Annotated in this window: 22 protein-coding genes; 14 read left to right on the top strand and 8 right to left on the bottom strand. The window is 67.6% G+C overall.

The genetic code is table 11. The features are described 5' to 3' along the window. The 5 genes from GV001_RS07120 to GV001_RS07140 all read left to right on the top strand — a co-directional run bounded on the left by GV001_RS07120 (position 1) and on the right by GV001_RS07140 (position 6,033). Complete coding sequence (locus GV001_RS07120) at positions 1-2,463, top strand: ABC transporter permease (protein WP_160078948.1); 2,463 nt, start codon at positions 1-3, stop codon at positions 2,461-2,463. After that, positions 2,453-3,523, top strand: coding sequence for a lipocalin-like domain-containing protein (locus GV001_RS07125; protein ID WP_160078949.1), 1,071 nt, complete (start codon positions 2,453-2,455; stop codon positions 3,521-3,523). The genes GV001_RS07120 and GV001_RS07125 overlap by 11 nt, the downstream gene beginning before the upstream one ends. A 119-nt stretch (positions 3,524-3,642) precedes the next feature. Beyond that, entirely contained in the window at positions 3,643-3,951 is a 309-nt protein-coding gene (locus GV001_RS07130) for a putative quinol monooxygenase (RefSeq protein WP_160078950.1), read from the top strand. A gap of 183 nt (positions 3,952-4,134) precedes the next feature. Then, a complete protein-coding gene (locus GV001_RS07135) occupies positions 4,135-5,235 on the top strand; it encodes an NADH:flavin oxidoreductase/NADH oxidase (protein ID WP_160078951.1) in 1,101 nt (366 codons plus the stop codon). A 141-nt stretch (positions 5,236-5,376) separates the two neighbouring features. Further along, the gene (locus GV001_RS07140) at positions 5,377-6,033 is read left to right on the top strand and encodes a cupin domain-containing protein (RefSeq protein WP_160078952.1); all 657 of its coding nucleotides are present in this window, start codon (positions 5,377-5,379) and stop codon (positions 6,031-6,033) included. Here the strand turns inward: GV001_RS07140 and GV001_RS07145 are convergent. Further along, positions 6,030-7,259, bottom strand: coding sequence for an NADH:flavin oxidoreductase/NADH oxidase family protein (locus GV001_RS07145; protein ID WP_160078953.1), 1,230 nt, complete (start codon positions 7,257-7,259; stop codon positions 6,030-6,032). The two genes, GV001_RS07140 and GV001_RS07145, sit on opposite strands and share 4 nt — an antisense overlap. 76 nt (positions 7,260-7,335) lie before the next feature. On the opposite strand from GV001_RS07145, the gene GV001_RS07150 reads away from it, so the two are divergent. Both GV001_RS07150 and GV001_RS07155 read left to right on the top strand, forming a co-directional pair. After that, positions 7,336-7,752, top strand: a complete 417-nt coding sequence (locus GV001_RS07150) for a MerR family transcriptional regulator (RefSeq protein ID WP_160078954.1) — start codon at positions 7,336-7,338, stop codon at positions 7,750-7,752. 304 nt (positions 7,753-8,056) lie between these two features. Beyond that, a complete protein-coding gene (locus GV001_RS07155) occupies positions 8,057-8,470 on the top strand; it encodes an HPF/RaiA family ribosome-associated protein (protein WP_160078955.1) in 414 nt (137 codons plus the stop codon). Positions 8,471-8,826: 356 nt separating this feature from the next. Here GV001_RS07155 and GV001_RS07160 read toward each other — a convergent pair whose 3' ends face one another. The 3 genes from GV001_RS07160 to norR form a co-directional block, all read right to left on the bottom strand. Continuing rightward, complete coding sequence (locus tag GV001_RS07160) at positions 8,827-9,057, bottom strand: YMGG-like glycine zipper-containing protein (protein ID WP_256664880.1); 231 nt, start codon at positions 9,055-9,057, stop codon at positions 8,827-8,829. Between the two features lie 14 nt (positions 9,058-9,071). Next, complete coding sequence (locus tag GV001_RS07165; protein ID WP_160078956.1) at positions 9,072-9,437, bottom strand: hypothetical protein; 366 nt, start codon at positions 9,435-9,437, stop codon at positions 9,072-9,074. A 241-nt stretch (positions 9,438-9,678) separates the two neighbouring features. Further along, positions 9,679-11,226 carry a nitric oxide reductase transcriptional regulator NorR gene (gene norR, locus GV001_RS07170; protein ID WP_160078957.1) on the bottom strand — a complete coding sequence of 516 codons (1,548 nt, stop codon included), beginning with the start codon at positions 11,224-11,226 and terminating at the stop codon, positions 9,679-9,681. A gap of 149 nt (positions 11,227-11,375) precedes the next feature. On the opposite strand from norR, the gene GV001_RS07175 reads away from it, so the two are divergent. Both GV001_RS07175 and GV001_RS07180 read left to right on the top strand, forming a co-directional pair. After that, the gene (locus tag GV001_RS07175; RefSeq protein WP_160078958.1) at positions 11,376-11,729 is read left to right on the top strand and encodes a YMGG-like glycine zipper-containing protein; all 354 of its coding nucleotides are present in this window, start codon (positions 11,376-11,378) and stop codon (positions 11,727-11,729) included. 175 nt (positions 11,730-11,904) lie between these two features. Beyond that, positions 11,905-12,765: a CAP domain-containing protein gene (locus tag GV001_RS07180; protein ID WP_160078959.1), complete on the top strand. Its 861-nt coding sequence runs from the start codon at positions 11,905-11,907 to the stop codon at positions 12,763-12,765. A 36-nt stretch (positions 12,766-12,801) separates the two neighbouring features. Here GV001_RS07180 and GV001_RS07185 read toward each other — a convergent pair whose 3' ends face one another. Next, on the bottom strand, positions 12,802-13,419 hold the full coding sequence (locus GV001_RS07185; RefSeq protein WP_160078960.1) for a TetR/AcrR family transcriptional regulator: 618 nt from the start codon (positions 13,417-13,419) through the stop codon (positions 12,802-12,804). Positions 13,420-13,568: 149 nt separating this feature from the next. On the opposite strand from GV001_RS07185, the gene GV001_RS07190 reads away from it, so the two are divergent. After that, positions 13,569-14,009 (top strand): hotdog fold domain-containing protein, encoded by a 441-nt coding sequence (locus tag GV001_RS07190; protein WP_160078961.1) that lies wholly within the window; start codon positions 13,569-13,571, stop codon positions 14,007-14,009. Positions 14,010-14,148: 139 nt separating this feature from the next. Here the strand turns inward: GV001_RS07190 and katG are convergent, their stop codons facing one another. Then, positions 14,149-16,353: a catalase/peroxidase HPI gene (gene katG, locus GV001_RS07195; RefSeq protein ID WP_160078962.1), complete on the bottom strand. Its 2,205-nt coding sequence runs from the start codon at positions 16,351-16,353 to the stop codon at positions 14,149-14,151. 282 nt (positions 16,354-16,635) lie between these two features. Between katG and ycaC the strand changes: the two genes are divergently transcribed. Next, positions 16,636-17,262, top strand: coding sequence for an isochorismate family cysteine hydrolase YcaC (ycaC, locus tag GV001_RS07200; protein ID WP_160078963.1), 627 nt, complete (start codon positions 16,636-16,638; stop codon positions 17,260-17,262). 576 nt (positions 17,263-17,838) lie between these two features. Next, positions 17,839-19,152 (top strand): FAD-binding oxidoreductase, encoded by a 1,314-nt coding sequence (locus tag GV001_RS07205; RefSeq protein WP_160078964.1) that lies wholly within the window; start codon positions 17,839-17,841, stop codon positions 19,150-19,152. Between the two features lie 89 nt (positions 19,153-19,241). Here GV001_RS07205 and GV001_RS07210 read toward each other — a convergent pair whose 3' ends face one another. Then, positions 19,242-21,773: an EAL domain-containing protein gene (locus GV001_RS07210; protein ID WP_218582997.1), complete on the bottom strand. Its 2,532-nt coding sequence runs from the start codon at positions 21,771-21,773 to the stop codon at positions 19,242-19,244. A gap of 270 nt (positions 21,774-22,043) precedes the next feature. Between GV001_RS07210 and GV001_RS07215 the strand changes: the two genes are divergently transcribed. Together GV001_RS07215 and GV001_RS07220 are read left to right on the top strand one after the other, a co-directional pair. Next, positions 22,044-22,574 carry a hypothetical protein gene (locus tag GV001_RS07215; protein ID WP_160078965.1) on the top strand — a complete coding sequence of 177 codons (531 nt, stop codon included), beginning with the start codon at positions 22,044-22,046 and terminating at the stop codon, positions 22,572-22,574. A gap of 202 nt (positions 22,575-22,776) precedes the next feature. Further along, the gene (locus tag GV001_RS07220) at positions 22,777-23,520 is read left to right on the top strand and encodes a polysaccharide lyase family 7 protein (RefSeq protein ID WP_160078966.1); all 744 of its coding nucleotides are present in this window, start codon (positions 22,777-22,779) and stop codon (positions 23,518-23,520) included. 39 nt (positions 23,521-23,559) lie between these two features. On the opposite strand, the gene GV001_RS07225 is transcribed toward GV001_RS07220, so the two are convergent. Continuing rightward, a complete protein-coding gene (locus GV001_RS07225) occupies positions 23,560-23,778 on the bottom strand; it encodes a DUF3820 family protein (protein ID WP_160078967.1) in 219 nt (72 codons plus the stop codon). Positions 23,779-23,860: the final 82 nt, after the last annotated feature.

Consider the following 23,860-nt stretch of genomic DNA (forward strand, 5'->3'; position numbering starts at 1 on the left):
ATGCTGCGCATCAGCCTGCAGGCGCTGCTCAGCCACTGGCGCCGCCATCCGCTGCAGTTCTTCAGCATCCTCACCGGCCTGTGGCTGGCCACGGCGCTGTGGACCGGGGTGCAGGCGCTGAATAGCCAGGCGCGCGCCGACTATGCCCGCGCCAGCGCCGTGCTGGCCGGCCCGGCGCAGGCGCAGCTGGTGGCACGGCAGGGCCCGCGCTTCGCCCAGGCCGCCTATGTGCAGCTGCGCCGCAGCGGCTGGCCGGTGTCGCCGCTGCTGGAAGGGCGCCTGCGTTTCGCCGGCGAGGAACCGCTGAGCGTGCAGCTGCTCGGCATCGAGCCGCTGAGCCTGCCGCAGGGAAGCGAGGTGGGCGGGCGCCCCGCCGATGACCTGGATATCGCCAGCTTCCTCGGCAGTCCGGGTCAGGCCTGGATTGCCGCCGACACCTTGCAACGCCTAGGTTTGCGCGTGGGCGAACAGGCGCTCACGGCGGACGGCCAGCGTTTGCCGCCGCTGCAGGTGCAGGAGCAACTGGCACCGGGGGTGATCGTGGTCGATATCGGCCAGGCCCAGCGCTTGCTGCAGGCGCCGGAGCAACTGTCGCGCTTGCTGCTGCCGGCGGACTTCGCCACCCGCGCGCTGCCCGACGAACTACAGGCCGTGCTGCAGCTGCAACCGGCCGCGGCCGGCGACGACCTGCAGCGCCTCACCGAGAGCTTCCACCTCAACCTCACGGCCCTCGGCCTGCTGGCCTTCATCGTCGGCCTGTTCATCGTGCATGCCGCCATCGGCCTGGCCCTGGAACAGCGCCGTGGCCTGCTGCGCACCCTGCGCGCCTGTGGCGTCAGCCTGGGCGGCCTGCTCGGCGCGCTGGCCATTGAACTGGGGCTGTTCGCCCTGCTCAGCGGCCTGGCCGGGGTGGCCAGCGGTTATGGGCTGGCCAGCCTGTTGCTGGCCGATGTCGCCGCCAGCCTGCGCGGCCTGTATGGCGCCGAAGTGGCCGGCCAGCTGAGCCTGGCGCCGCAGTGGTGGCTGGCCGGGCTGGCCATCAGCCTGCTCGGTGCCTTGCTCGCCGGCGCCAGCAGCCTGCTGCGTGCGGCCAACCTGCCGTTGCTGGCGCTGGCCCAGCCGCAGGCCTGGCGCCTGGCCCAGGGCCTGTGGCTGCGGCGCCAGGCCTGGTTGGCGGCCGGGCTGCTGGTGCTGGCGCTGGCCTGCTGGCGTTTCGGCGACAGCCTGCTGACTGCCTTCGCCCTGCTCGCCGCTTTGTTGCTGGCCGCGGCGCTGCTGCTGCCGGCCTTGCTGGATGGCGCCCTGGCGCTGCTCGCCCGGCGTTGTCGCGGGCCGTTGAGTGAATGGTTTGTCGCCGACAGCCGCCAGCAGCTGCCGGCCCTGGCCCTGGCGCTGATGGCCCTGCTGCTGGCGCTGGCGGCCAGCGTCGGGGTGGGCAGCATGACCGAGGGCTTTCGCCGGACCTTCAGCGGTTGGCTCGACCAGCGCCTGTCCGCCGAGCTGTACCTGGCTCCGCGCGACACGGCCCAGGCCGAGCAGATCAGCGCCTGGCTCGATACGCAGCCGGGCATCACGACCCTGCCGAACTGGCGGGTCGAGCTGCGCCTGCAGGGCTGGCCGGCGCAGCTGCAGGGCATCGTCGATCACCCCAGCTACCGCCAGCACTGGCCGCTGCTGGAACAGCAGGCCGACGCCTGGACGCAGCTGGCGGCGGGGCAGGGCGTGCTGCTCAGCGAGCAACTGGCACGCCGGCTCAAACTGCGCCTGGGTGATTCGCTGGTGCTGCCCGCGGCGGATGGAGACCAACGCCTGCCGGTACTCGGCCTGTATGCCGACTACGGCAACCCCAAGGGCCATCTGCTGCTGAGCGCCGCCTGGCTGCGCCGCCACTGGCCGGACGCCAGCCTGGGCAACCTCAGCCTGCGCCTGCCGGCCGCACAGGTCGCCCCGCTCAAGGCCGAGCTGGAGCAACGTTTTGATCTGGATGGCAGCCGGCTGATCGACCAGGCCTCGCTCAAGCGCTGGTCGACCCGGGTGTTCGAGCGCACCTTCGCCGCTACCGCTGCGCTCAACAGCCTGACCCTCGGCGTGGCCGGCGTGGCGCTGTTCATCAGCCTGCTGACTCTCGGCCAGAGCCGCCTGGGCCAGCTGGCGCCGCTCTGGGCCCTAGGCCTGGGGCGTGTACGCCTGGCCTGGCTGAGCCTGGGGCAGACGCTGCTGCTGGCCAGCCTCACCGTGCTGCTGGCCATGCCGTTGGGCTTGCTGCTGGCCTGGTGCCTGGTGGCGGTGGTCAATGTGCAGGCCTTCGGCTGGCGCCTGCCGCTGCATGTGTTCCCCGTCCAACTATTGCAGTTGGGCCTGCTCGGCCTGTTCACCAGCCTGCTGGCCGCTGCCGGGCCGCTGTGGCAACTGGCGCGCCGTCAGCCGGCCGACCTTTTGAGGCAATTCGCCGATGAACGCTAGGACGCTGTTGCTGCTGGCCGCTGTGCTGCTCGGCGGTTGCGATGAGGCGCCCGCGCCGAGTGCCGGTTTCGCCGGACTTGGCCAGGCGGTGGAAGGTTTCGTCCCGGTCGAGCCGGGTCGGGCGCTGCAGTTCCCGGCCGACCACGGCGCCCACCACGGCTATCGCATCGAGTGGTGGTACGTCACCGCCAACCTGACTGACGAGCAGGGCCGCGACTGGGGCGTGCAGTGGACGCTGTTCCGCTCGGCGCTGCGCCCCGGCGCCGAGCAGGCCGGCTGGGACAGCCCCAACCTGTGGCTGGGCCATGCCGGCCTGAGCGGGCCGTTCGGCCACCAGTTCGCCGAGCGCCTGGCCCGGGGTGGCATCGGCCAGGCCGGGGTGGCGGCGCAGCCGTTCCATGCCTGGATCGACGATTGGTCACTGCACAGCTCCGGCGGCGCGGACTTGCAGCAGCTGCAGATGCAGGCCGCCGGAAAGGATTTCCGCTACGACCTGCAGCTGCGCGCCGATGGCCCGCTGGTGCTGCATGGCGCCCAGGGTTACAGCGAGAAATCCGGCCAGGGTCAGGCCTCCTATTACTACAGCCAGCCGTTCTACCGGGTCCGCGGCGAGATCGAGCGGGGCGGCCAGCGCCACCGGGTCAGCGGCCAGGCCTGGCTCGATCGCGAATGGAGCAGCCAGCCGCTGGCCGCCGAGCAGCAGGGCTGGGACTGGTTCTCCCTGCACCTGGACGGCGGCGCCAAGCTGATGCTGTTCCAGGTGCGCCAGGCTGAGGACCAACCCTATCGCGCCGGCACCTGGATCGGCGCCGACGGTCGCGCTGAGGCGCTGCGCGGCGAGCAGATCCGGCTCAGCCCGCTGGCCACTACCGAGCTGGACAACGGCCGCCGCGTGCCGACCCGCTGGCGCGTGCAGGTGGCGGAGCATGGCGTGGATGTCGAGGTCGAGGCCCTGCAGCCGCAGGCCTGGATGGGCACCACCTTCCCCTATTGGGAAGGACCGGTGCGCCTGCGTGGCACTGTCGGTGGGCGCGGCTATCTGGAGATGACTGGTTACTGAGCTGAGCTCGGAGGCGAACTATTCAATTCATCGATACCGGTCATCAAGACGTTCGAATTATCGCCGCACGGCTCGCTCTCTAAGATGCCCCCACAGATTCCAGCCGTAGGGAACCCGCTATGCCGATTGCCTTGTTTGCCAGCCTGACTGCCCAGCCCGAACAGCGCGCCGCCCTTGAACAGGCGTTGCGCCAGATGGTCGCCGCCAGCCGCCGCGAGCCCGGCAACCTGCGCTACGACCTGTTCGTACGCGGCGATGACGCGGCGACTTTCGACCTGTTCGAACTCTATGCCGACGAAGCGGCGGTGGCTGCCCACCGTGCCAGCGCCCACTACCAGGCCTTGCGCGAGCAGATCGGCGGCTGGCTGGCCGCGCCGGTGGAGGTGCGCAGCGCCGCTGCCCTCGACCTGGCCCCTTTCAATACCTGAGAACCTGTTTACGAACTTCTGAATTAGAGCCAGACAAGGCAAAAAAGGCCGAGGAAGCGGAGTTTACGAGCTGTAAATGAGCATTCCGAGGCCGTTTTTAACGCTGTATGGCCGACAGTCAGGAGTTCGTGAGCAGGTTCTGAGGCGCTGGGCGCCCCTGATTCACTTTCGTGAGGATTGACCATGTCTGCCCTGTTTTCCCCGTTCCAGCTCAAGGATGTCACCCTGCGTAACCGCATCGCGGTACCGCCCATGTGCCAGTACAGCGCCATCGACGGCGTTACCACTGACTGGCACCTGCACCATTACGCCGGCCTGGCCCGTGGCGGCGCCGGCCTGGTGATAGTCGAGGCCACCGCAGTGTCCCCGGAAGGGCGCATCAGCCCCGGTTGCACCGGCCTGTGGAATGACCAGCAGGCCGAGGGCATGGCCCGTATCGCCCAGGCGATCAAGGCCGGTGGCGCGGTGCCCGGCATCCAGATCGCCCACGCCGGGCGCAAGGCCAGTGCCAACCGTCCCTGGGAAGGCGACGACCATATCGCCGCGGGCGATGCGCGCGGCTGGCAGACCATCGCCCCCTCTGCCGTGGCCTTCGGCGCGCACCTGCCCAAGGTGCCGCAGGCCATGACCCTGGACGACATCGCCCGGGTCAAGGCCGACTTCGTCGCCGCCGCCCGCCGTGCCCGCGATGCCGGTTTCGAATGGCTGGAGCTGCACTTCGCCCACGGCTACCTGGCGCAGAGCTTCTTCAGCGCACACTCCAACCGGCGTGACGATGCCTACGGTGGCGACTTCGCCGGGCGCAGCCGTTTCCTCCTGGAAACCCTGGCGGCGGTGCGCGAAGTGTGGCCGGCTAACCTGCCGCTGACGGCGCGTTTCGGCGTGATCGAGTATGACGGTCGCGACGAGGCGACCCTGGCCGAGTCCATCGAACTGGCCAAGGCCATGCGCCGTGGCGGCCTGGACCTGCTCAGCGTCAGCGTCGGCTTCACCATCGGCGAGACCAGCATCCCCTGGGGCCCGGCCTTCCTGGCGTCGGTCGCCGAGCGCGTACGCCGCGAGGCGGAACTGCCGGTGGCGTCGTCCTGGGGCATCGATGCGCCGGCCAATGCCGAGCGCGTGGTGGCCGAGGAACAGATGGATCTGGTGATGGTCGGCCGCGCCCACCTGGCCAATCCGCACTGGCCGTTGCAGGCGGCGCAGCAACTGGGGGTCGAGCGGCCCACCTGGGTCCTGCCGGCGCCTTATGCGCACTGGCTGCAGCGCTACCAGGTCGCGCAATGAGCCCCGAGGGCCCGGCATGCCGGGCCCTTTGCATTTGGCGATCTGGCGTTAACATGAGGCAGGAGCCTTGGGTGGGGGCGGATTGATCCGTGCCGGCAAAATGCTCCTGCGCGATCCATCAACTTCAGGTTTCCAGCGCCCATGCAGCTCAACGCCGACTTCAGCCAACGCGCCGTTATCCGTCCCGGTGAAAGCCCCTGGGTGCCATCGCCGATGCCCGGGGTGGAGCGCATCATGCTCGACCGCATCGGCGAGGAGCTGGCGCGGGCCACCTCCATCGTGCGCTATGCCGCCGCTTCGCATTTCAGTGAACACCGGCATCCGGGGGGCGAGGAATTCCTGGTGCTGGACGGGGTGTTCTCCGACGAGCGCGGCGACTACCCGGCCGGGACCTACGTGCGCAACCCAATCGGCAGCCATCACGCACCGTTCAGCCGGGAAGGCTGCACCATCTTCGTCAAACTCATGCAGTTCGCCGCCGATGACCGGCAGCCGGTGGTGATCGACAGTCACTCGGCCGCCTGGCTACCGGGGCTGGTGCCGGGGCTGCAGGTACTGCCGCTGCATCAGCATGGCAGCGAGCACGTGGCGCTGGTGCGCTGGGCGCCGGGTACGCGCTTCAACCGTCATCGGCACTGGGGCGGCGAGGAAATCCTGGTGCTCGAAGGCACCTTCCAGGACGAGTTCGGCGACTACCCGGCCGGCAGCTGGCTGCGCAGTCCGCACTTGTCCGAACACACGCCGTTCAGCGATGCAGGCTGCCTGATCTGGGTCAAGACCGGGCATCTGCCGGCTTAGCCGGCAGCCATCAGGCGCTTGTACAGGCGCGTGCGTCGTGCGGTTTTCAGCTGTTCCGCGAGCAGTGCGCGCAGCGGCGACACGTTCGGCTTGGGCTGGCCGCCACGACTGAGGCGGCGCATCTGGAACTTCACCATGGCCATGTAGGCCAGCGAAGCCAGGGCCTTGTGCCTCCAGCGGATCGGCGCCAGCTCGGCGCTGGCCCGCTGTTCGCCGGTCTGCCAGCGGCGCGGCAGGTTCGGTTCGATGGCCAGGGCGGTGGCGATGCCGGCCATGGCCACGCCACTGGCCAGCACCTGCTCGACCACCGGCAGGCGACGGATGCCGCCGGTGACCATCAGCGGCATCTTCGCCACAGCGGCGATCTCCCCGGCGAATTCGAGGAAGTAGGCCTCGCGCGCCAGGGTGCGGCCGTCGCGGGCATCACCCTGCATGGCCGGCGCCTCGTAGCTGCCGCCGGACAGCTCGACCAGGTCGACCCGCAGCTCGCCGAGCATCTGCACCACGCGCTTGGCGTCGGCGGCGTCGAAGCCGCCGCGCTGGAAGTCCGCCGAGTTGAGCTTGACCGCCACGCAGAAGCCCGGCGCCACCACGGCGCGCACCGCCTTGACCACCTCCAGCAGCAGGCGCGCGCGGTTCTCCAGCGGGCCGCCCCAGCTGTCCGTGCGCTGATTGCTCAGCGGCGAGAGGAACTGGCTGAGCAGGTAACCGTGCGCGGCGTGGATCTGCACGCCGCTGAAACCGGCCTGTTCGGCCAGATGTGCGGTGCGCGCGAAGCGCTGGATCAGCCCGCCGATCTCCTCGTCGTCGAGCGCCTTGGGCAGCGGGAACATCTTCGACAGGCCGCCCAGCTCCAGTGCCACGGCCGAGGGCGCGACGGTCTGCTGGCCGAGGTTGGCCTGCATCTGCCGGCCGGGGTGGTTGATCTGCATCCAGAACTGCGCGCCTTGGGCGCGGCCGATGCGCGCCCACTCGCGGAACTTGTCCAGCTGGCGCTCGTCTTCCAGCACCACGCCGCCGGGGCCGGTCATGGCGCGGCGGTCGACCATCACGTTGCCGGTCAGCAGCAGCCCGGCACCACCCTCGGCCCAGGCCTGGTACAGGCGCAGCAGCTCGGCGGAAGGGCCCTGGCTGGCGTCGGCCAGGTTCTCTTCCATCGCCGCCTTGGCGATGCGGTTGGGGAGGGAGGTGCCGTTGGGCAGTTGCAGGGCTTGGAAGGCGGTCATGGCGGACTCCGGGGTAGCAGGTGGAGCAAGCCTAAGGTTAAAGTCAACTTCAAGGTCAATACCCGGAGCAGACAAAATGAAGATCGGTGAACTGGCCAGCCGCACCGGCCTGGCGCCCTCGCGTATCCGCTTCTACGAGGCCAGCGGGCTGATCGCCGCCCAGCGCCAGGCCAATGGCTACCGCAGCTATGCGGAACAGACGGTGCAGACCCTCGGCCTGATCGCCTGCGCCCAGCAGTCCGGTTTCAGTCTGGAGGAGATCCGCCGCCTGCTGCCGGGCAGCGAGCAGCAGGGCTGGGCCCACGACGAACTGCTGGCCAGTCTGCGGCGCAAGGTCGGCGAGATCGAGGCCATGCAGCAGCGCCTGGCGCAGAACAAGGCGCAACTGCTGGGCATCATCGCCGGCATCGAGAGCAAACCGGAAGGCATGCCGTGCACGGAAAACGCCGAGCGGGTGCTGGCCAACCTGCGGGGCGCGGGGCCGGGCGAGTAGGGGCGGCAATCTGCCGACACAGTCGCGACCAGGGTAATAGCACGCAGTGTTTGCCTGGCCGGCGCGACTGTAGTAAGACTTAGGCAAGGACTGAATTCAACCAGCCTTGGCCCAAGAGCCAGAGCTGATTCGATGTTGTGTGGCACTGCCGGGGGATTGGAAGTCGACAGCGCATCTGAAGTGCTCAGGCTTCTACGCTGCATTTCCCCGCAGCAGCAGGCATCACCATGGGAGACGTTGCACCAGCCTGAACCTCAGCGGCCGCACCACCTCGAAACAACACCCAGTAAAACGAGGAAGCCCTATGCAAGTTCAAGTGCACACTAACCAGATCGAAGGCAGTGCTCGGCTTCAGGAGTGGGTCAGCTCCGCCGTATTGGACAAACTCGATCTGTTCGACGAGTTCCTGACCCGAGTGGTCGTCCATATCAGCGACGAAAACGCACACAAGGCCGGCGCCGACGACAAGCGCTGCCACATCGAGGCCCGCCCGAAAGGCCACCAGCCGATTTCCGTCACCCACAAATCCGAGGAAATGGGCATCGCCGTAGACGGCGCCGTGGAGAAGATGCGCCACGCCCTGGAACACCTGGCCGGTCGCCTGGAGAACAAGGTGGTCTCCACCGGCCGCATCGAAGCTCCGGGCGAGCCACTGCTCACCGATGCCCTGCTGCAAGAGGAATTCCTGGCCAAACAGGAAGAACTGGAACGCGGCTGAACGCCAGGCCAGCATGGAAAACCGCCCTTATGGGCGATCAGGCTGCTGACGAACCCCGTCTTCTTAGACGGGGTTCGTTTTTCAGCGAGCACCTGGGGGCATTGGCATACGGGGCCGTACCCAGTTCAAGCAGAACAAGCCTCGGTCACTGTCTGCCCTGAAATTCGTCGAGGGCATCGATCACGGACATCGTAGGCTCGTAGTGGCCGAATCGTTCTGCAAGCCCTTCGCACGCGGCATGCCCTGTCCCCGCGCGTGGGCCGCGGGTGTATCCCTAACTCCTGCAGCTCCAAGGCAAAGCCTCAAGCACCAGCACGCCGACCAGATCGGCCGACGTATAGCGCGGATTGGCCCGCTTACTTCTGCTTGCTGCCTTTGATGTTGCCGACAACTCCACCGGCGACGGCGCCAATCGCCGCTCCGGTCCATCCATTGCCGCCGGAAATTGCGGCAATGCCGGCGCCGGCCGCAGCACCGATGGCCGCGCCGCTAAAGGTTCCCTGCTGCTGAGGAGTCATCGAGGTGCAGCCGATCACCCCCGCTACGGTGAGGATTGCGGCAAACGATAGAAATCGCTTCATGTTCATTTCCGCTACCTGCTCTATTGAAGGCCGGGCAAGACCATCTCGAACCAGATGGTCTCGATGACGGGGCGTTTCACTTGGTCGGGATTGGCGGCGTACCATCGGTTGAGCCCCTCGCGCACGGAGTCAAGCGTGTGCCCCTTCAAGCCCTTGCTGAAGCGAGGGATCAGGCTCTGGTCGTCGGCCGGCGGCTTCGATGCATGGTAGGCCGCTTCCACTTGGTACGCGTTGGCGATGCCGATGAGATAAACCTTCTTGAGTTGTTCCGATGATTCCATCCAGTGCTCGCCAGTGATCAGGGGCACCTCGTCGGCCTGGGCAAGGCTCGATAGCGTTACCAGGCATGCTATCAATGCCAGCATGCCCATTCGCAATATCTTCATCGCTTCCCCTCCTCGCCAGATTGAACCTAAACGCCGCAGCGTCGTTTGATCGGTTAGCGGGCATCGCTGCTGCCGTCCGCTCTGCGTGGAGTGCACGAGCATCGCGGCTGCAACGTGATCACAAGGCGTCTCATCTGATGCTGCAGGTTAGACCAGCATGCCTGGGCCAGCAAAAACGAGCAGCTTGTTTGCGCACCTTCTGCAGGTAGAGGTTCCCGGCTTTCCCCGCTGCGCCGCCGCATCACTTCAGGCCAAGGCGGGCCGCCAGGCGGCTGAGGTTGGCCCGGTCCAGCTCCAGCTCGCGCGCGGCGGCGGTCCAGTTGCCCTGGTGGCGTTCTAGGGCGGCGCCGATCAGCTGGCGCTGGAAGTGCTCGCAGGCCTGGCGCAGCCCCGGCTGCTTCGCGCTGCGCTCGACGGGCAGCTCCGCCTGCACCGCGCTTGAGCTGGCCGGCAGGTCCAGATCCTCCACGGCGATCGACAGTATCCGCGGGCGTTCCGGATGGCGGGACAGGGCCTTGAGTGCGGCGCGGCCGATCAGGTGTTCGAGTTCGCGCACGTTGCCCGGCCAGTCGTAGTCGAGCAGCGCCGCCTGGGCCTCCCGGCTCAGGCGCAGGCCACGCAGGCGCAGGCGGGGGCGGTTCTGTTCCAGGAAATTGCCGGCCAGCAGCAGGATGTCGCGACCGCGTTCGCGCAGGGGCGGTACGTGCAGCGGGTAGACGCTGAGGCGGTGGTAGAGGTCGGCGCGGAAACGCCCGGCGCGCACTTCCTCGGCGAGGTCGCGGTTGCTGGCCGCGAGGATGCGCACATCGACCTGGTGCTCCCGGTCGGAGCCGACCCGCTGCAGGTGCCCGCTCTGCAGCACGCGCAGCAGCTTGGCTTGCACCGGCAATGGCAGCTCGCCCACTTCGTCGAGAAACAGGGTGCTGCCGTTGGCTATCTCGAACTTGCCCGCGCGCTCGCTGACCGCGCCGGAAAAGGCGCCGCGGACGTGGCCGAACAGCTCGCTCTCGACCAGGGTCTCGGGCAGGGCGGCGCAGTTCAGGCTGATCAGCGGGCGCTCGGCCCGCGGCGACTGGCGGTGCAGGGCCTGGGCCACCAGCTCCTTGCCGACCCCGGTCTCGCCGCCGATCAGGACGGTCAGATCGCTGCCGGCGACCAGGGCGATTTCGCCCAGCAGGCGCTGGGTCACCGCGCTCTGACCGATGATCTGCGCCGGCTGTCGCTGCCCGGCGGCGAGGCGATAGCTTTCGGTCAGGTGGGCCTCGTTTTCCAGGCGGCGCGACAGGCTGTTCATCCGTTCGCCGGCCTGTACCGTGGCGGCGGCCAGGCGCGCCACGGTCTCCAGGTTGTCCAGGGCGATCTGGCCGAAGCGCGACGGGTCCAGCGAGTCCAGGGTCAGCAGGCCCCAGGGCCGCTCGTTGATGAACAGCGGGCAGCCCAGGCAGTCATGCACCTCGAGCCGGCCGTGGCGGCATTCGACCAGGCCGTCGTAAGGGTCGGGCAGCTCGCAGTCGGCGGCAAAGCGGGTCGCTCCGCGCTGTTCGAGCAGGGCGGCCAGGCGCGGGTGTTCGTCGACCTTGAAGCGGCGGCCCAGGGCGTCGGCGCTGAGCCCGCTGACGGCCAGCGGCACCAGGTGGTCCTGCTCCAGGCGCAGCAGGGCGATGGCGTCGCACGGCACCAGTTCGAGCAGGGCGGCGAGCAGGCGCTGGAAGCGTTCGTTGTCCGGCAGCTCGCGGGTCAGGTCGTCGAGCAGCGGGAGCATGGCCTGCAGCAGTGGGGTGTTGGTCATATTGACTCCGATTTGGTCAAATCAACACGGTAGTTCCACGGTCATAGTGACTCATGCTCGATTCAAGTAATTGATTTTTATCAATTTCGTTGCTGGCACGATTAGTGGTTTGTTCTGGGTGAGTTAAATCCACTTTCCCTGGAGTCACCATGAAGTCGTCCAAGCTGATTGTTCTGTGCCTGAGCCTTACCTGCGCTTCGTTCTCCTTTGCCGACCAGGTGGTCCGCGAGACCACCGATAACACTGCCGGTGCGGCGGTCGGCTCGCTCAGCGGCCTGATGCTGGGCGGTGCCGCCGGAGGTCCGGTCGGTGCCCTGGTCGGCGCCGGGGCCGGCTTCTTTGCCGGGCGCGCGGTGCAGCAGGAGACGGGGCTCAGCGAGCCGGCGTACGAGGTCGAAAACCAGGCGGGCGAGCGCGCGGTCATCCGCTCGCCCAACGCCCGCTTCGCCCTGGGGCAGCGCGTCGAGCGGCAAGGCATCCGCATCCAGGCGGTTGCCGACTGAGCGCGGCCGGGCGCCCGCCTGCGCAGGGGCGCCCGGCATCGTCGTTTCGGCTGGGGGCTGAACGGCTCTGCTCGGCCGGTGAACCTTGCAGGCGCCCGGCAGTCTCACCCCGGCATCAGGAGGCCGCCAGCAGGCGCCTCTGCCGTCGTCAGTCCTGCCGAGTCGTTTGCCGTTCATGTCCCAAGCCGCCCGCACCTCCCGTTTCGTTGCGCTCTGCCTGTTGCCCCTGCTGCCGCTGCTCGCCGCTCCCGTCCAGGCCGGCGGCGAGCGGCAGCTGCTGGCGGCCATCAATGACTACCGGGGCCAGCCCCGGCGCTGCGAGAACCGCCAGGTCCGCGCGCTGGCACCGTTGCAGCTGAAGGCGAGCCTGGCCTTGCCGGTCGGCTATGCCGGCCGCTTGCGGGAGACCCTGAAGGCGGCCGGCTATCCGGCGCTGGCGGCGCGCACCATCCGCCTGGGCGGGGCGGCGGATGCCCAGGCCGCCTTTGCCCGGTTGCGCAGCAGTTACTGTGCGGCCCTGCTCGACCCGCAGTTCGCCGATATCGGCGTCAGCCGGCGCGGGCATGAGTGGCGGGTGGTGCTGGCGAAACCCCAGTTCGCCGAGCAATTGGGCGATTGGCGGGCAGCGGGCAAGGCCCTGCTCAGCCAGGTCAACGCGGCTCGGGCGCAGCCGCGCCAGTGTGGCCGGCGGCGCTTCGCCGCCACCCGGCCGCTGGCCTGGAATGCCGCCCTGGGGGCGGCGGCGCAGGAACACAGCCGGGCGATGGCCAGTGCCAGCTACTTCGCCCACCAGGACCCCGACGGCGATTCGCCGGCGGATCGGGCGCGGGCCGCCGGCTACCGCGGCCGGCAGATCGGCGAGAACATCGCCGCCGGGCAGGGCTCGCCAAGCCAGGCGCTGGCGGGCTGGCTGGCCAGCCCCGGGCATTGCGCCAACCTGATGAACCCGCGCTTCACCCAGGTGGGGGCGGCCTATGCGGCGCAACCGCGCAGCGCCGCGGGCATCTACTGGACGATGCTGTTCGGCGCGCCCTGAGGGCGGCCCTTCCGTGTGCGGGTGAGCCTCGCCCGCTCAATCTGCGGCGAGCGAGCGCCAGGCGGCTTCGGCCAGCGCATCGCGGTAGGCCGTTGGCCGGTTGCGCACCCGGCCGGAGAGCCAGGCCCGGCAATAGCTTTCGGCCGGGCCGATGATCAGCGAGGGGATCAGCTCGACGGGCAGGTGTTGCAGCTCGTCGCTGCGCCCCGGCGCGCCCAGCCACTCCAGCAACTGCCGGTTGCGCGTCCTGTTGCGCGCGGCCAGCTCGTCCTTGAACGGTCCCTTGGTCACGGCAAAGCGCGCGTGGAACTGGAAGCGCGCCCAGTCCGGCTGGCTGTCGACCCAGTCCACATAGCTGTGCACCAGGGCGAGCACGCCTTCCCGGGTGCTCGCGGCCTGGTTCAGGTAGCGCTCGCGCAGCTCGGCCTGGTCATCCAGGGCGGTGAGGAACAGCGCCGCCACCAGGCCTTCCTTGTTGCCGAAGTGGTGGTAGATGGCGCCCACGCTGGTCTCGCAGGCGGCGCGGATCATCTCGATGGTGGTGGCTTCGATGCCCTGCTCGTTGAAGCAGGCAAGCGCCTTTCCAAGGATGCTGCGTTTGAGCTCGGCCCTTCTTCCGGGGTAGCAACGCTCTAGTAGGTCTGACGTTTCCATGCTCGACACGAGGCAAAAATCCCATGGTAAGGCAGACGGCCGCCCGGGGGTAAGCCGTGCTCGGCTTGACGTGGGCTCTCGATACAGAATATTGTTCTTTAACAGAATAATATTCTGTTTAATTTCCAGCATTCCCGTGAGGCATAACCATGAGTCAGGTTCTCAACATGTTCACCAGCGCAGGCCCGGAAGCGTTCAGCAAGATGGCCTGCCAGATGGCACCCTATTTCAGCAGCATCAACCCGCTGGTCTCCGAGCTGCGTGAAGGCCATGCCACGGTCCAGGTGCCCTTCAGCCGCGAGATCACTAACCACCTGGGCAGCGTGCATGCGATCGCCATGTGCAATGCCGCCGAACTGGCCGCCGGGATGATGACCAACGTGTCCATTCCCAGCGGCGCGCGCTGGATTCCCAAGGGCATGACGGTCGAGTACCAGGCCAAGGCCAAGAGCAGCGTGACCGCGGTCGCCGATGGCGCGGCGCTGGACTGGGCCAGCGAGGGAGACAAGGTCGTGCCGGTGGTCATCACCGACGCCGATGGCAAGCAGGTGTTTACTGCGCAGATCACCATGAACGTGAAGCTGTCCTGAGCCCGGATGGGCAGGCGTTGCCGCTGTTGCTGATGGTTGCCCGCGGCTGAAAAAATGCGCCGCCGCCACCCGGTCGGGAAATCCGACTGGATGGCGGCGGCGCATCGGCGGCTGGCTAGCCGACAGCTGGCTCGGGCAATCAGCCCAGATCGAAACGATCCAGGTTCATCACCTTGTCCCAGGCCGCGACGAAGTCGTTGACGAACTTCGCCGGGGCGTCGCTGGTGGCGTAGACCTCGGCGAGGGCACGCAGCTGCGAGTTGGAGCCGAACACCAGATCGACCACCGTGCCGGTCCACTTCAGGTCGCCGCTCTTGCGCTCACGGCCTTCCAGCACGCCTTCGGCGCTGGCCGACTTCTGCCACTTGGTGCCCATGTCGAGCAGGTTGACGAAGAAGTCGTTGCTCAGTGTCTCCGGGCGCTGGGTGAACACGCCGTGTTTGGACTGCCCGGCATTGGCGTTGAGAACGCGCAGGCCGCCGATCAGCACGGTCATTTCCGGTGCCGTCAGGGTCAGCAACTGAGCCTTGTCGATCAGCAGCTCGGCCACCATGCTTTCCAGCCCCTTGCGGGCGTAGTTGCGGAAGCCATCGGCCTGTGGTTCCAGCACGGCGAACGAGTCGACGTCGGTCTGCGCCTGGGAGGCGTCCGTGCGCCCCGGGGTGAAGGGCACCGTGACGCTGACGCCGGCCTTCTTCGCCGCCGCTTCGACCGCCGCGCAGCCGCCGAGGACGATCAGGTCGGCCAGCGAGACTTTCTTGCCACCGGCTGCCGAGGCGTTGAAGTCCTTCTGCACCGCCTCCAGCGCCGCGAGCACCTTGGCCAGTTCGGCCGGCTGGTTGACTTCCCAGTCCTTCTGCGGCGCCAGGCGAATGCGCGCGCCGTTGGCGCCGCCGCGCTTGTCGCTGCCGCGGAAGGTGGCAGCCGAGGCCCAGGCGGTGTTGACCAGCTGGGCGATGGACAGGCCGCTGGCGAGGAGCTTGGCTTTCAGGGCGGCGATGTCCTGGGCATCGACCAGCGGGTGATCCACGGCGGGCACCGGGTCCTGCCAGATCAGCTCTTCCTTGGGCACCAGCTTGCCCAGGTAGCGGGCACGCGGGCCCATGTCTCGATGGGTCAGCTTGAACCAGGCGCGGGCGAAGGCGTCGGCGAACTCCTGCGGGTTCTGGTGGTAGCGCCGCGCGATCTTCTCGTAGGCCGGGTCCATGCGCAGCGACAGGTCGGCGGTGGTCATCATCGGCGGGTGTTTCTTCGACGGGTCGTGGGCGTCGGGAATCATGTGCTCCGGCTTGACGTCCTTGGCCACCCACTGGTGGGCACCGGCCGGGCTCTTGGTCAGCTCCCACTCGTAGCCGAACAGCATGTCGAAGTAGCCCATGTCCCATTTGGTCGGGTTGGGTTTCCAGGCGCCCTCGATGCCGCTGGTGATGGCGTCTGCGCCCTTGCCGCTGCCGAACTTGCTGATCCAGCCCAGGCCCTGTTCCTCGATCGGCGCGGCTTCCGGCTCCGGCCCGACCAGGGCCGCATCGCCGGCGCCGTGGGCCTTGCCGAAGGTGTGGCCGCCGGCGGTCAGGGCCACGGTTTCTTCGTCGTTCATGGCCATGCGGGCGAAGGTCTCGCGCACGTCGCGGCCGGAGGCCAGCGGGTCCGGGTTGCCGTCCGGGCCTTGGGGGTTGACGTAGATCAGGCCCATCTGCACGGCGGCCAGCGGGTTGGCCAGCTGGCGGTCGCCGGAGTAGCGGCTGTTGGGCTGGTCGCTGGTGGCCAGCCACTGGGTTTCCGCGCCCCAGTAGGTGTCTTCTTCCGGCGCCCAGATGTCCTTGCGTCCGCCGCCGAAGCCGAAGGTCTTGAAGCCCATGGACTCCAGGGCGACGTTGCCGGCGAGGACAAACAGGTCGGCCCAGGACAGCTTGCGCCCGTACTTCTGCTTGATCGGCCACAGCAGGCGGCGGGCCTTGTCCAGGTTGCCGTTGTCCGGCCAGCTGTTGAGCGGGGCGAAGCGCTGGTTGCCGGTGCCGGCGCCGCCGCGGCCGTCGGCGATGCGGTAGGTGCCGGCGGCGTGCCAGGCCATGCGGATCATCAGGCCGCCGTAGTGGCCCCAGTCGGCTGGCCACCAGTCCTGGGAGTCGGTCATCAGGGCGGTAAGGTCCTTGACCACGGCGTCCAGGTCGAGGGTCTTGAATTCCTCGGCGTAGTTGAAGTCCTCACCCATGGGGTCGGACAGGGACGAATGCTGGTGGAGGATCTTCAGGTTGAGCTGGTTGGGCCACCAGTCCGCATTCGACTGGCCGCCGGCGACCGCGCCTGCACCGCCGGAAAATGGGCATTTCGCATCGTTGGACATGGTTCTCTCCTGTTGTTGTCTTCACCTGAGTGGTCAGTCCAGCTTGGATTCTGGGTGGCGACCGGGCCAATAGGATTTAGGCATCGGATTCATAGTAGTCAGGGAATCCGCAGTGCATGACCGTCTGGTCGATATTCGACGATCAGGGTGCTCCGGGCTGGCGCGGGCACCGGGCGTGGCCGACCAACGGTCAGTCGGCGGCGCCGGCGCGGCCTAGTCTGGAAGGTCCGGCATCGCCGTGTTTGCGCCCCGTGACGCCCTCCCACTGCAAGGAGAACCATCATGAGTACCCCCTACAAGCGCCTCGACAAGAATGACGCCGCCGTTCTGCTGGTCGATCACCAGGCCGGCCTGCTGTCGCTGGTACGCGATATCGACCCGGACAGGTTCAAGAACAACGTGCTGGCGCTCGGCGACCTGGCCAAGTATTTCAACCTGCCGACCATCCTCACCACCAGCTTCGAGAGCGGCCCCAACGGCCCGTTGGTTCCCGAGCTCCAGGCGCAGTTCCCCGGCGCGCCCTATATCGCCCGCCCCGGGCAGATCAACGCCTGGGACAACGAGGACTTCGTCAAGGCGGTCAAGGCCACCGGCAAGCGCCAGCTGATCATCGCCGGGGTGGTCACTGAGGTCTGCGTCGCCTTCCCGGCCCTGTCGGCCATCGCCGAAGGCTTCGAGGTGTTCGTTGTCACCGATGCCTCCGGCACCTTCAACGAGATCACCCGCCAGAGCGCCTGGGAGCGCATGTCCGCCGCCGGGGCGCAGCTGATGACCTGGTTCGGCGTGGCCTGCGAACTGCACCGCGACTGGCGCAACGATATTGAGGGGCTGGGCGCGCTGTTCTCCAACCACATTCCCGATTACCGCAACCTGATCACCAGCTACAGCACCCTGACTGCCGGCCAGTGAGCCGGCCCGGCGTCACCCGGTCTGGCTGGGTGGCGCGGGCTGTCCCGCGCGGGAGGCGGCCGGCGGGGCAGGGCGTTGTATTGTTTAGTCGGTGCGCAACTGAGCGTGTAAAAAATACGATTTAACCAACGCTCGCCGGCGTGCGAGTCTGCTTGCCCATGAGTTCCCCTATCGCGCATCCGCAGCCTTTGCCCAGTCCGTGCCGGTTCCCGGCCCGGGTCCGGCTCGCTGCCGAGTGGAGCAAGCCCCTGCTTGCCGAAATCCTCGCCTTCTGGGCGCTCTGGCACTGCCGCCACGCGCGCCCACCGGACGCCGCTTCAGCCTCGTACTGAACCAGGCTGCTGCACCATGCCCGCAGCCCCGCGGTCGACCCTATTGCCCGCCACGGCGCCTGCTTAGTTAGTGATCAGCAGGACTGCGTGGTGTGGCCAGTGGGCGCCAGTGAGAACGGCTACCGCCGGTTCATGGGCGAGGTCGGCGAGCAGGACTGGCGCTGGTATCTCACGCAAGCCTGATCCCCCATTCTCAGCTCACCCGGTGCGCCAGGCGCACCCCCATACAACAAGGGACACCGTCATGAACGCCGCGATCAAACCCGTGATACCCGCCGCCGAGCGCTGCCAGTCGTACTACACCGCCACCCTCAACGAGGAGACCGACTACCCGACCCTGCAGGGCCAGGTCAGCGTCGACGTGGTGATCATCGGTGGCGGCTTCACCGGCGTGGCCAGTGCGGTGGAGTTGGCCGAGCGCGGCCTCAAGGTGGCCATCGTCGAGTCGCACAAGATCGGCTGGGGTGCCACCGGGCGCAACGGCGGCCAGGTCACCGGCAGCCTGTCGGGCGATGCGGCGATGACCAAGCAGATGCGCAATAAGCTCGGCGACGAAGTCGACGACTTTATCTGGCACCTGCGCTGGCGCGGTCACGAAATCATCAAGAGCCGGGTCGAGAAGTACGGCATCCAGTGCGACCTGCGCCACGGCCACCTGCATGCGGCGATGAAACCGGTGCATATGAGCGAGCTGGAAAGCACCTACGCCGAGGCCCAGCGCCGCGGCATGGGTGATGAAGTGACCCTGCTCGATCGCGAGGGCGTGCGCGCCCACCTGGGCAGCGACCTGTACCTGGGCGCGCTGAAGAACACCCGCAACATGCACCTGCATCCGCTCAATCTGTGCATCGGCGAGGCCAAGGCCGCCGCCAGCCTGGGCGCGCTGATCTTCGAACATTCCGAGGTGCTGGAAATCGTCCACGGCGCCAACCCGGCGGTGATCACCGCCCAGGGCCGCATCGACGCCAAGCAGGTGCTGCTGGCCGGCGACGTCTACCACAAGCTGGAACCCAAGCAGCTCAAGGGCAAGATCTTCCCGGCCATGGGCGGCATCGTCACCACCAAGCCGCTGGGCGAGCTGGCCAAGGAACTCAACCCGCACAACCTGGCCGTCTACGACTGCCGCTTCGTGCTCGACTACTACCGCATGACGGCCGACGGTCGCCTGCTGTTCGGCGGCGGCGCCAACTACTCCGGGCGCGATTCGCGCGATATCGCCGGCGAACTGCGCCCATGCATCGAGCGCACCTTCCCGCAGCTCAAGGGCGTGGACATCGAGTTCCAGTGGAGCTGCGCCATGGGCATCGTGATGAACCGCATCCCGCAGCTGGGCAAGCTGTCGGACAACGTCTGGTACTGCCAGGGCTACTCCGGCCACGGCATCGCCACCACCCACATCATGGGCGAGATCATGGCCAAGGCCCTGACCGGCAGCCTCGGCCAGTTCGACACCTTCGCCAGCTGCAAGCACATCAAGGTGCCGCTGGGCGATGTGTTCGGCAACCCGATGCTGGCCGTGGGCATGTGGTATTACGGGCTGCTGGAAAAGCTGCGCTAAGGGGGCGGGCTCCCCGCGCGGCAGCGAGCCCGGCCAGGTGGGGTGCGCCGTGCGCACCGGGGCTCCCCGGGTTTTTCTGGTGAGCCTGGTCAGGCTTGCGCGGCGGTCGGCAACAGGCCCTTGCTGCGCACCAGGGTATCGAACTCGGCGGCCGGCAGGGGGCGGCTGAACAGGTAGCCCTGGGCCTCGTGGCAACCCATCTTGTGCAGTTGCTGGCGCTGTTCGGCGGTTTCCACGCCTTCGGCGATGGTCAGCATGCCCAGGCTGTGGGCCATGCCGAGAATGGCCTGGACGATGCGCTGGTCGTGGCCGTCGCGGTCGATGTCGTGGACGAAGGACTGGTCGATCTTCAGCTTGTGCACTTCCAGCTGCTTGAGGTAGCTGAGCGAGGAGTAGCCGGTACCGAAGTCGTCGATCGCCAGGCGCACGCCGAGGTTGCGCAGGCGCTGCACCATCTGCACCACGCTGGCCGGCTTGTGCATGGCCACGCTCTCGGTCAGTTCCAGCTCCAGGCAATGGGCCGGCAGGCCGCTCTGGCGCAGCACCTCGCCGATCAGCTCGAACAGCCCGGGGGCACGGAATTGGGCCATGGACAGGTTGACCGCGACGGTCATCTCCGTCGAATAGCCCTGTTCCAGCCATTGCTGCATCTGTGCGGCGGCCGTGCGCAGGACCCACTCGCCGATCCGCAGGATCTGCCCGCTGTTCTCGGCGATCGGGATGAACTCGGCCGGGCTGATGAAGCCCAGTTGCGGATGCTGCCAGCGCAGCAGGGCCTCGGCGCCGACCAGGCGGCTGCCGTCGATGGATACCTGCGGCTGGTAGTACACCTGCAGCTGGCCCTGGGCGAGGGCGTCGCGCAGGGCGTTTTCCAGCAGCAGGATGCGCGCGGACTGCGCCTGCATCTCCTCGGTGAAGAAGGCCAGCTGGTTGCGGCCGTCCTGCTTGGCCCGGTACATGGCGATTTCGGCGTGGCGGGCGAGGGCCTCGAACGTGTTGCCGTCGGTGGGGAACATGGCGATGCCCACCGAAACGTTGACCTTGAGGTTGTGGCCGAGGATCTGGCAGGTGGCGTCGAGCTGTTGCTGCACGCCTTCGGCGAGGTGCGCGGCATCCTGGGCGTTGGCGTACGGCATGACCAGGATGAATTCGTCGCCGCCCTGGCGCGACAGGGTGTCCTCGTCGCGCAGCAGGTTCTTGATGCGTTGCGCCACCTCGATCAGCAGGGCGTCGCCGACAGGGTGGCCGAGCATGTCGTTGACGTTCTTGAAGTGGTCGAGGTCCATGAACAGCACGGCCAGGGGCTGCTGGTTGCGTTCGCAGAGGCCCAGCGCCTGCTCGACGCGGGAGGCGAACAGGGTGCGGTTGGGCAGGCCGGTGAGGCTGTCGAAGTGCGCCAGGTGCTCGATGTGCTGCTGGTCGTGCAGGCGCTGGCTGATGTCGCGGGCCAGCACCACGAAGTGCGCCTGGGCATCGTGGCCGAGGGTCGACACCGAGAGCTCATAGCAGCGCATGCCGGCGTCGGCGTCGGGCAGTTGCAGTTGCTGGCCGGTGCTTAAGCCCTGGCTGCGCGCTTCCTCGAGGGCCCGGCGGCAGCTGTCGGCGGCGTCCGGCGGCAGCAGCTGCAGCAGGTTGTGGCCCAGTGGCGAGCGCTGCAGGCCGAACAGCGGGCGTTGCTGCGGTGTGTGTACCTGCAGGCAGCGCCCGCTGGCGTCGAGTTCGAAGAGCTGGTCGGGAATCGCCTCGATCACCGCCTGCGAGTGCTTGCGCGTTTCGCTCAGGGCGCGGTAGGGCGCGGAGATGGTCTCGACGAACATCACCCGGTACAGCATCAGGTAGGCCAGCACCTTGTACAGGTGGCCGCCCAGGTTGTAGAGGTCGGTGGCCGAGGCGTAGCGGGTGAACAGCAGCTCGCTCATGGTCATGATCAGCAGGGCGCAGATCAGCAGCGCCACGTCGAAGCTGGTGCGCCGCCACAGGTTGCGGGCGAGCAGGGCGACGGTGAGCAGGTTGATGGCGATCACCCCGTACTCGGCGTTCAGCTTGAACGGGGTCAGGCCCTGGCCCTCGATGAAGGTGCGTGGCAGCCACTGCGGATACCAGAGGAACAGGATGTACGCCGGCACCACCAGCAGCAACATGCCGAGCATCGGCAGCAGGCGCCAGCTGCCGTCGCTGGCCTGGGGCTCGCCATCGGCCGGGCGCCAGGGCAGCCAGGCCACCAGCAGCAGGGCGAGGGCCGCCAGGTAGCGCGCCAGCAGCCAGAAGTGGATGGCTTTCTCGACCCCGTTGGGGGTGATGAAGTCGGGCATGCCGCGGTAGGACAGCATGTGGGTGAAGTCGGTCAGGGCTACCCCGAGGAAGGCGCAGGCCACCACCAGGATGTTGCGCTGGCGGTGCATGCGGAAGGTCGTCCAGCCGACCGCGAAGATCAGTGCGGAGACCACGATGGACAGGGTTTCCAGCAGCTGGTGCCAGCTCAGGTAGTGGCGGCTGTTGGGCACCAGGGGGGCGGCCACTTCGATCAGCAGCAGCCCGGCGAGCATGCACCCCAGCACCACCAGGGTCAGACGCATCGAGCTGCGATGTTGCGTGTGAATTGCGCTCAACTCTAGGATCACGCAGCATTTCCTTATGGTGACGCAAGCGACCAGCGCCTTCGCCGGTGTGCGAGTAGAAATGTGATTGTGGCCATTTGATTGATTGCCAGTATTGCTGTCAATCAAACAAGGGTCTAACCACGCCGATATATTTTACCGGCGCGGGGCGGGCGGGTTGCCGCACGGCATTTCCCCGCCGAGCCCGGGCTGCTTGCCGGCGCCGGCGCCGGCTCTGAAAGCCCTCGGATTTCGCGCTATCCTGTGCGGCCGTGCCCGTCCCAGGATGCCCCCATGAAACAGCAACTCCTCGAATTCATCACCCTGATCAGCTCCGGCTGCATGACCGAGGAGGAGATCGCCCGCATCGCCGACGAGGCCGCGCAGGCCTACGCCGATCCGGCCGCCTTCCTCGCCGCCAACCCGGACATCAACTACGACGACAGCTTCCCCATCCCGCTGGGCGAGTGGGTGGTGGTCGGCAGTCTGCCGGAAACGGTGCTGTTCCAGGGCGACAGCTACGAGGAGCTGCTGCAGCAGATCATCGAATCCTTCGGTCCGGATGTGCCGTTCAACATCAAGCCCAAGCAGCTGGCCAAGGTCGAGCCGCTGAAGGCGCTCAACCGTATCCAGGTGCAGCTTTCCAGCATGTACAAGGAAAAGGGCGGTTACGTGCTGCTCGACATCAGCGAGCCGCTGGACGATGAGCTGCAGGCGGTGCTGGTGTACACCAGCGACCTGCCGCGGGTCATGGAACTGGCTGTCGCGCTGGGCATCTACGCCGCGCCGGCATACGAGACGCTGAAGGCCGCTCAGCAGGGCTGAGACCCCGGTGCGCCACGCCTGTGCGTGGCTCACGCATCGCGTGGAGCGGCCCGGGTGGTCACGGCGCGGCCACCGTTGGTCTTCGCCGCCGGTACTGCTGCTTGCCCTGGCGCTCGCCGCGCTGCATAAGAACAGGCTGGCGGCGGCGCTAGCCTGACGCTGCGCCGCCCAGTTCGCCATGGCCCGGAAGGAGAGCATACCCATGCGTCACCCATGGATTGGCCTGGCCGGCCTGCTGTTGGTCGCCAGCTGCAGTACGGACCCGCAACGCGACTATGCCGCGCCGGGGCGCAACTACGACCTGACGCACTGGAAGCTGACCCTGCCGGATGCCGATGCCAGCGAGATCCGTCCCGACGAACTGCAGGCCGGCTATGCCTCGCGCTACTTCCACCTGAGCGAGAGCGGCGCCATGGTCTTCGTCGCCCCGGTGGCCGGCGGCACCACGGAAAACGCCAAGTACCCGCGCGCCGAGTTGCGCGAGCTGCTCGATCCGGCGGACGACAGGCGCAACTGGCCCGCCAGCGGCCTGCACCGGCTCAAGGCCAGCTGCCGGGTGATCCAGGCGCCCAGTACGCAGAAGATCATCGTCGGCCAGATCCATGGCTACGATGCCCGCCCGCTGATCAAGCTGCAGTGGCAGAAGGGTCGGCTCAAGGCACTGATCAAGCGCCATCCCCAGGGCGATGACAGCGACCTCGGCCACCTGTTCGGCACCGCGGTGAACCACGACCTGTTTTCCTACAGCATCGACGTGCGCGACGGCGTGCTCAGCGTCGAGGCCAACGGCGAACGCTTCCAGCATGACTTCTACGCCAGCGACCCGGCCTGGCGCGAGGTGCGCTTCTACTTCAAGGCCGGCGCCTACGTGCAGGACGGGGAGGGTGGCTCCGAGGAACAGGGCGAGGTGCACTTCACCGAACTGGCGGTCCAGCACCAGCCGTAGCGGCACAGGTGCGCGGCTGCGGCGCTTATAGCCGGGGCATCAGCGCCGGCCCTGGCGCAGCGGGTCGAGCAGCGGCTTGAGGCCGTTGTGGTCGATCTCCTGCATCAGCGCCAGCAGGCGGCCGATCTCGCCCTTGGGGAAGCCTTCGCGGGCGAACCAGTTGAGGTAGTGGCCGGGCAGGTCGGCGAGCAGGCGATCCTTGTACTTGCCGAAGGGCATGGTGCGGGTGACCAGCAGGAGGAGGTCTTCGGGGTTCATCGCAGGCTCGGGATTGGCGGTGGGTGGTCGGGTGCAGCGTGCAGTTCTGGTGGATGAGAAGAACACCATCCACCCTAGGGTA

Source organism: Pseudomonas sp. 8AS, assembly GCF_902506505.1.
Classification (GTDB): domain Bacteria; phylum Pseudomonadota; class Gammaproteobacteria; order Pseudomonadales; family Pseudomonadaceae; genus Aquipseudomonas.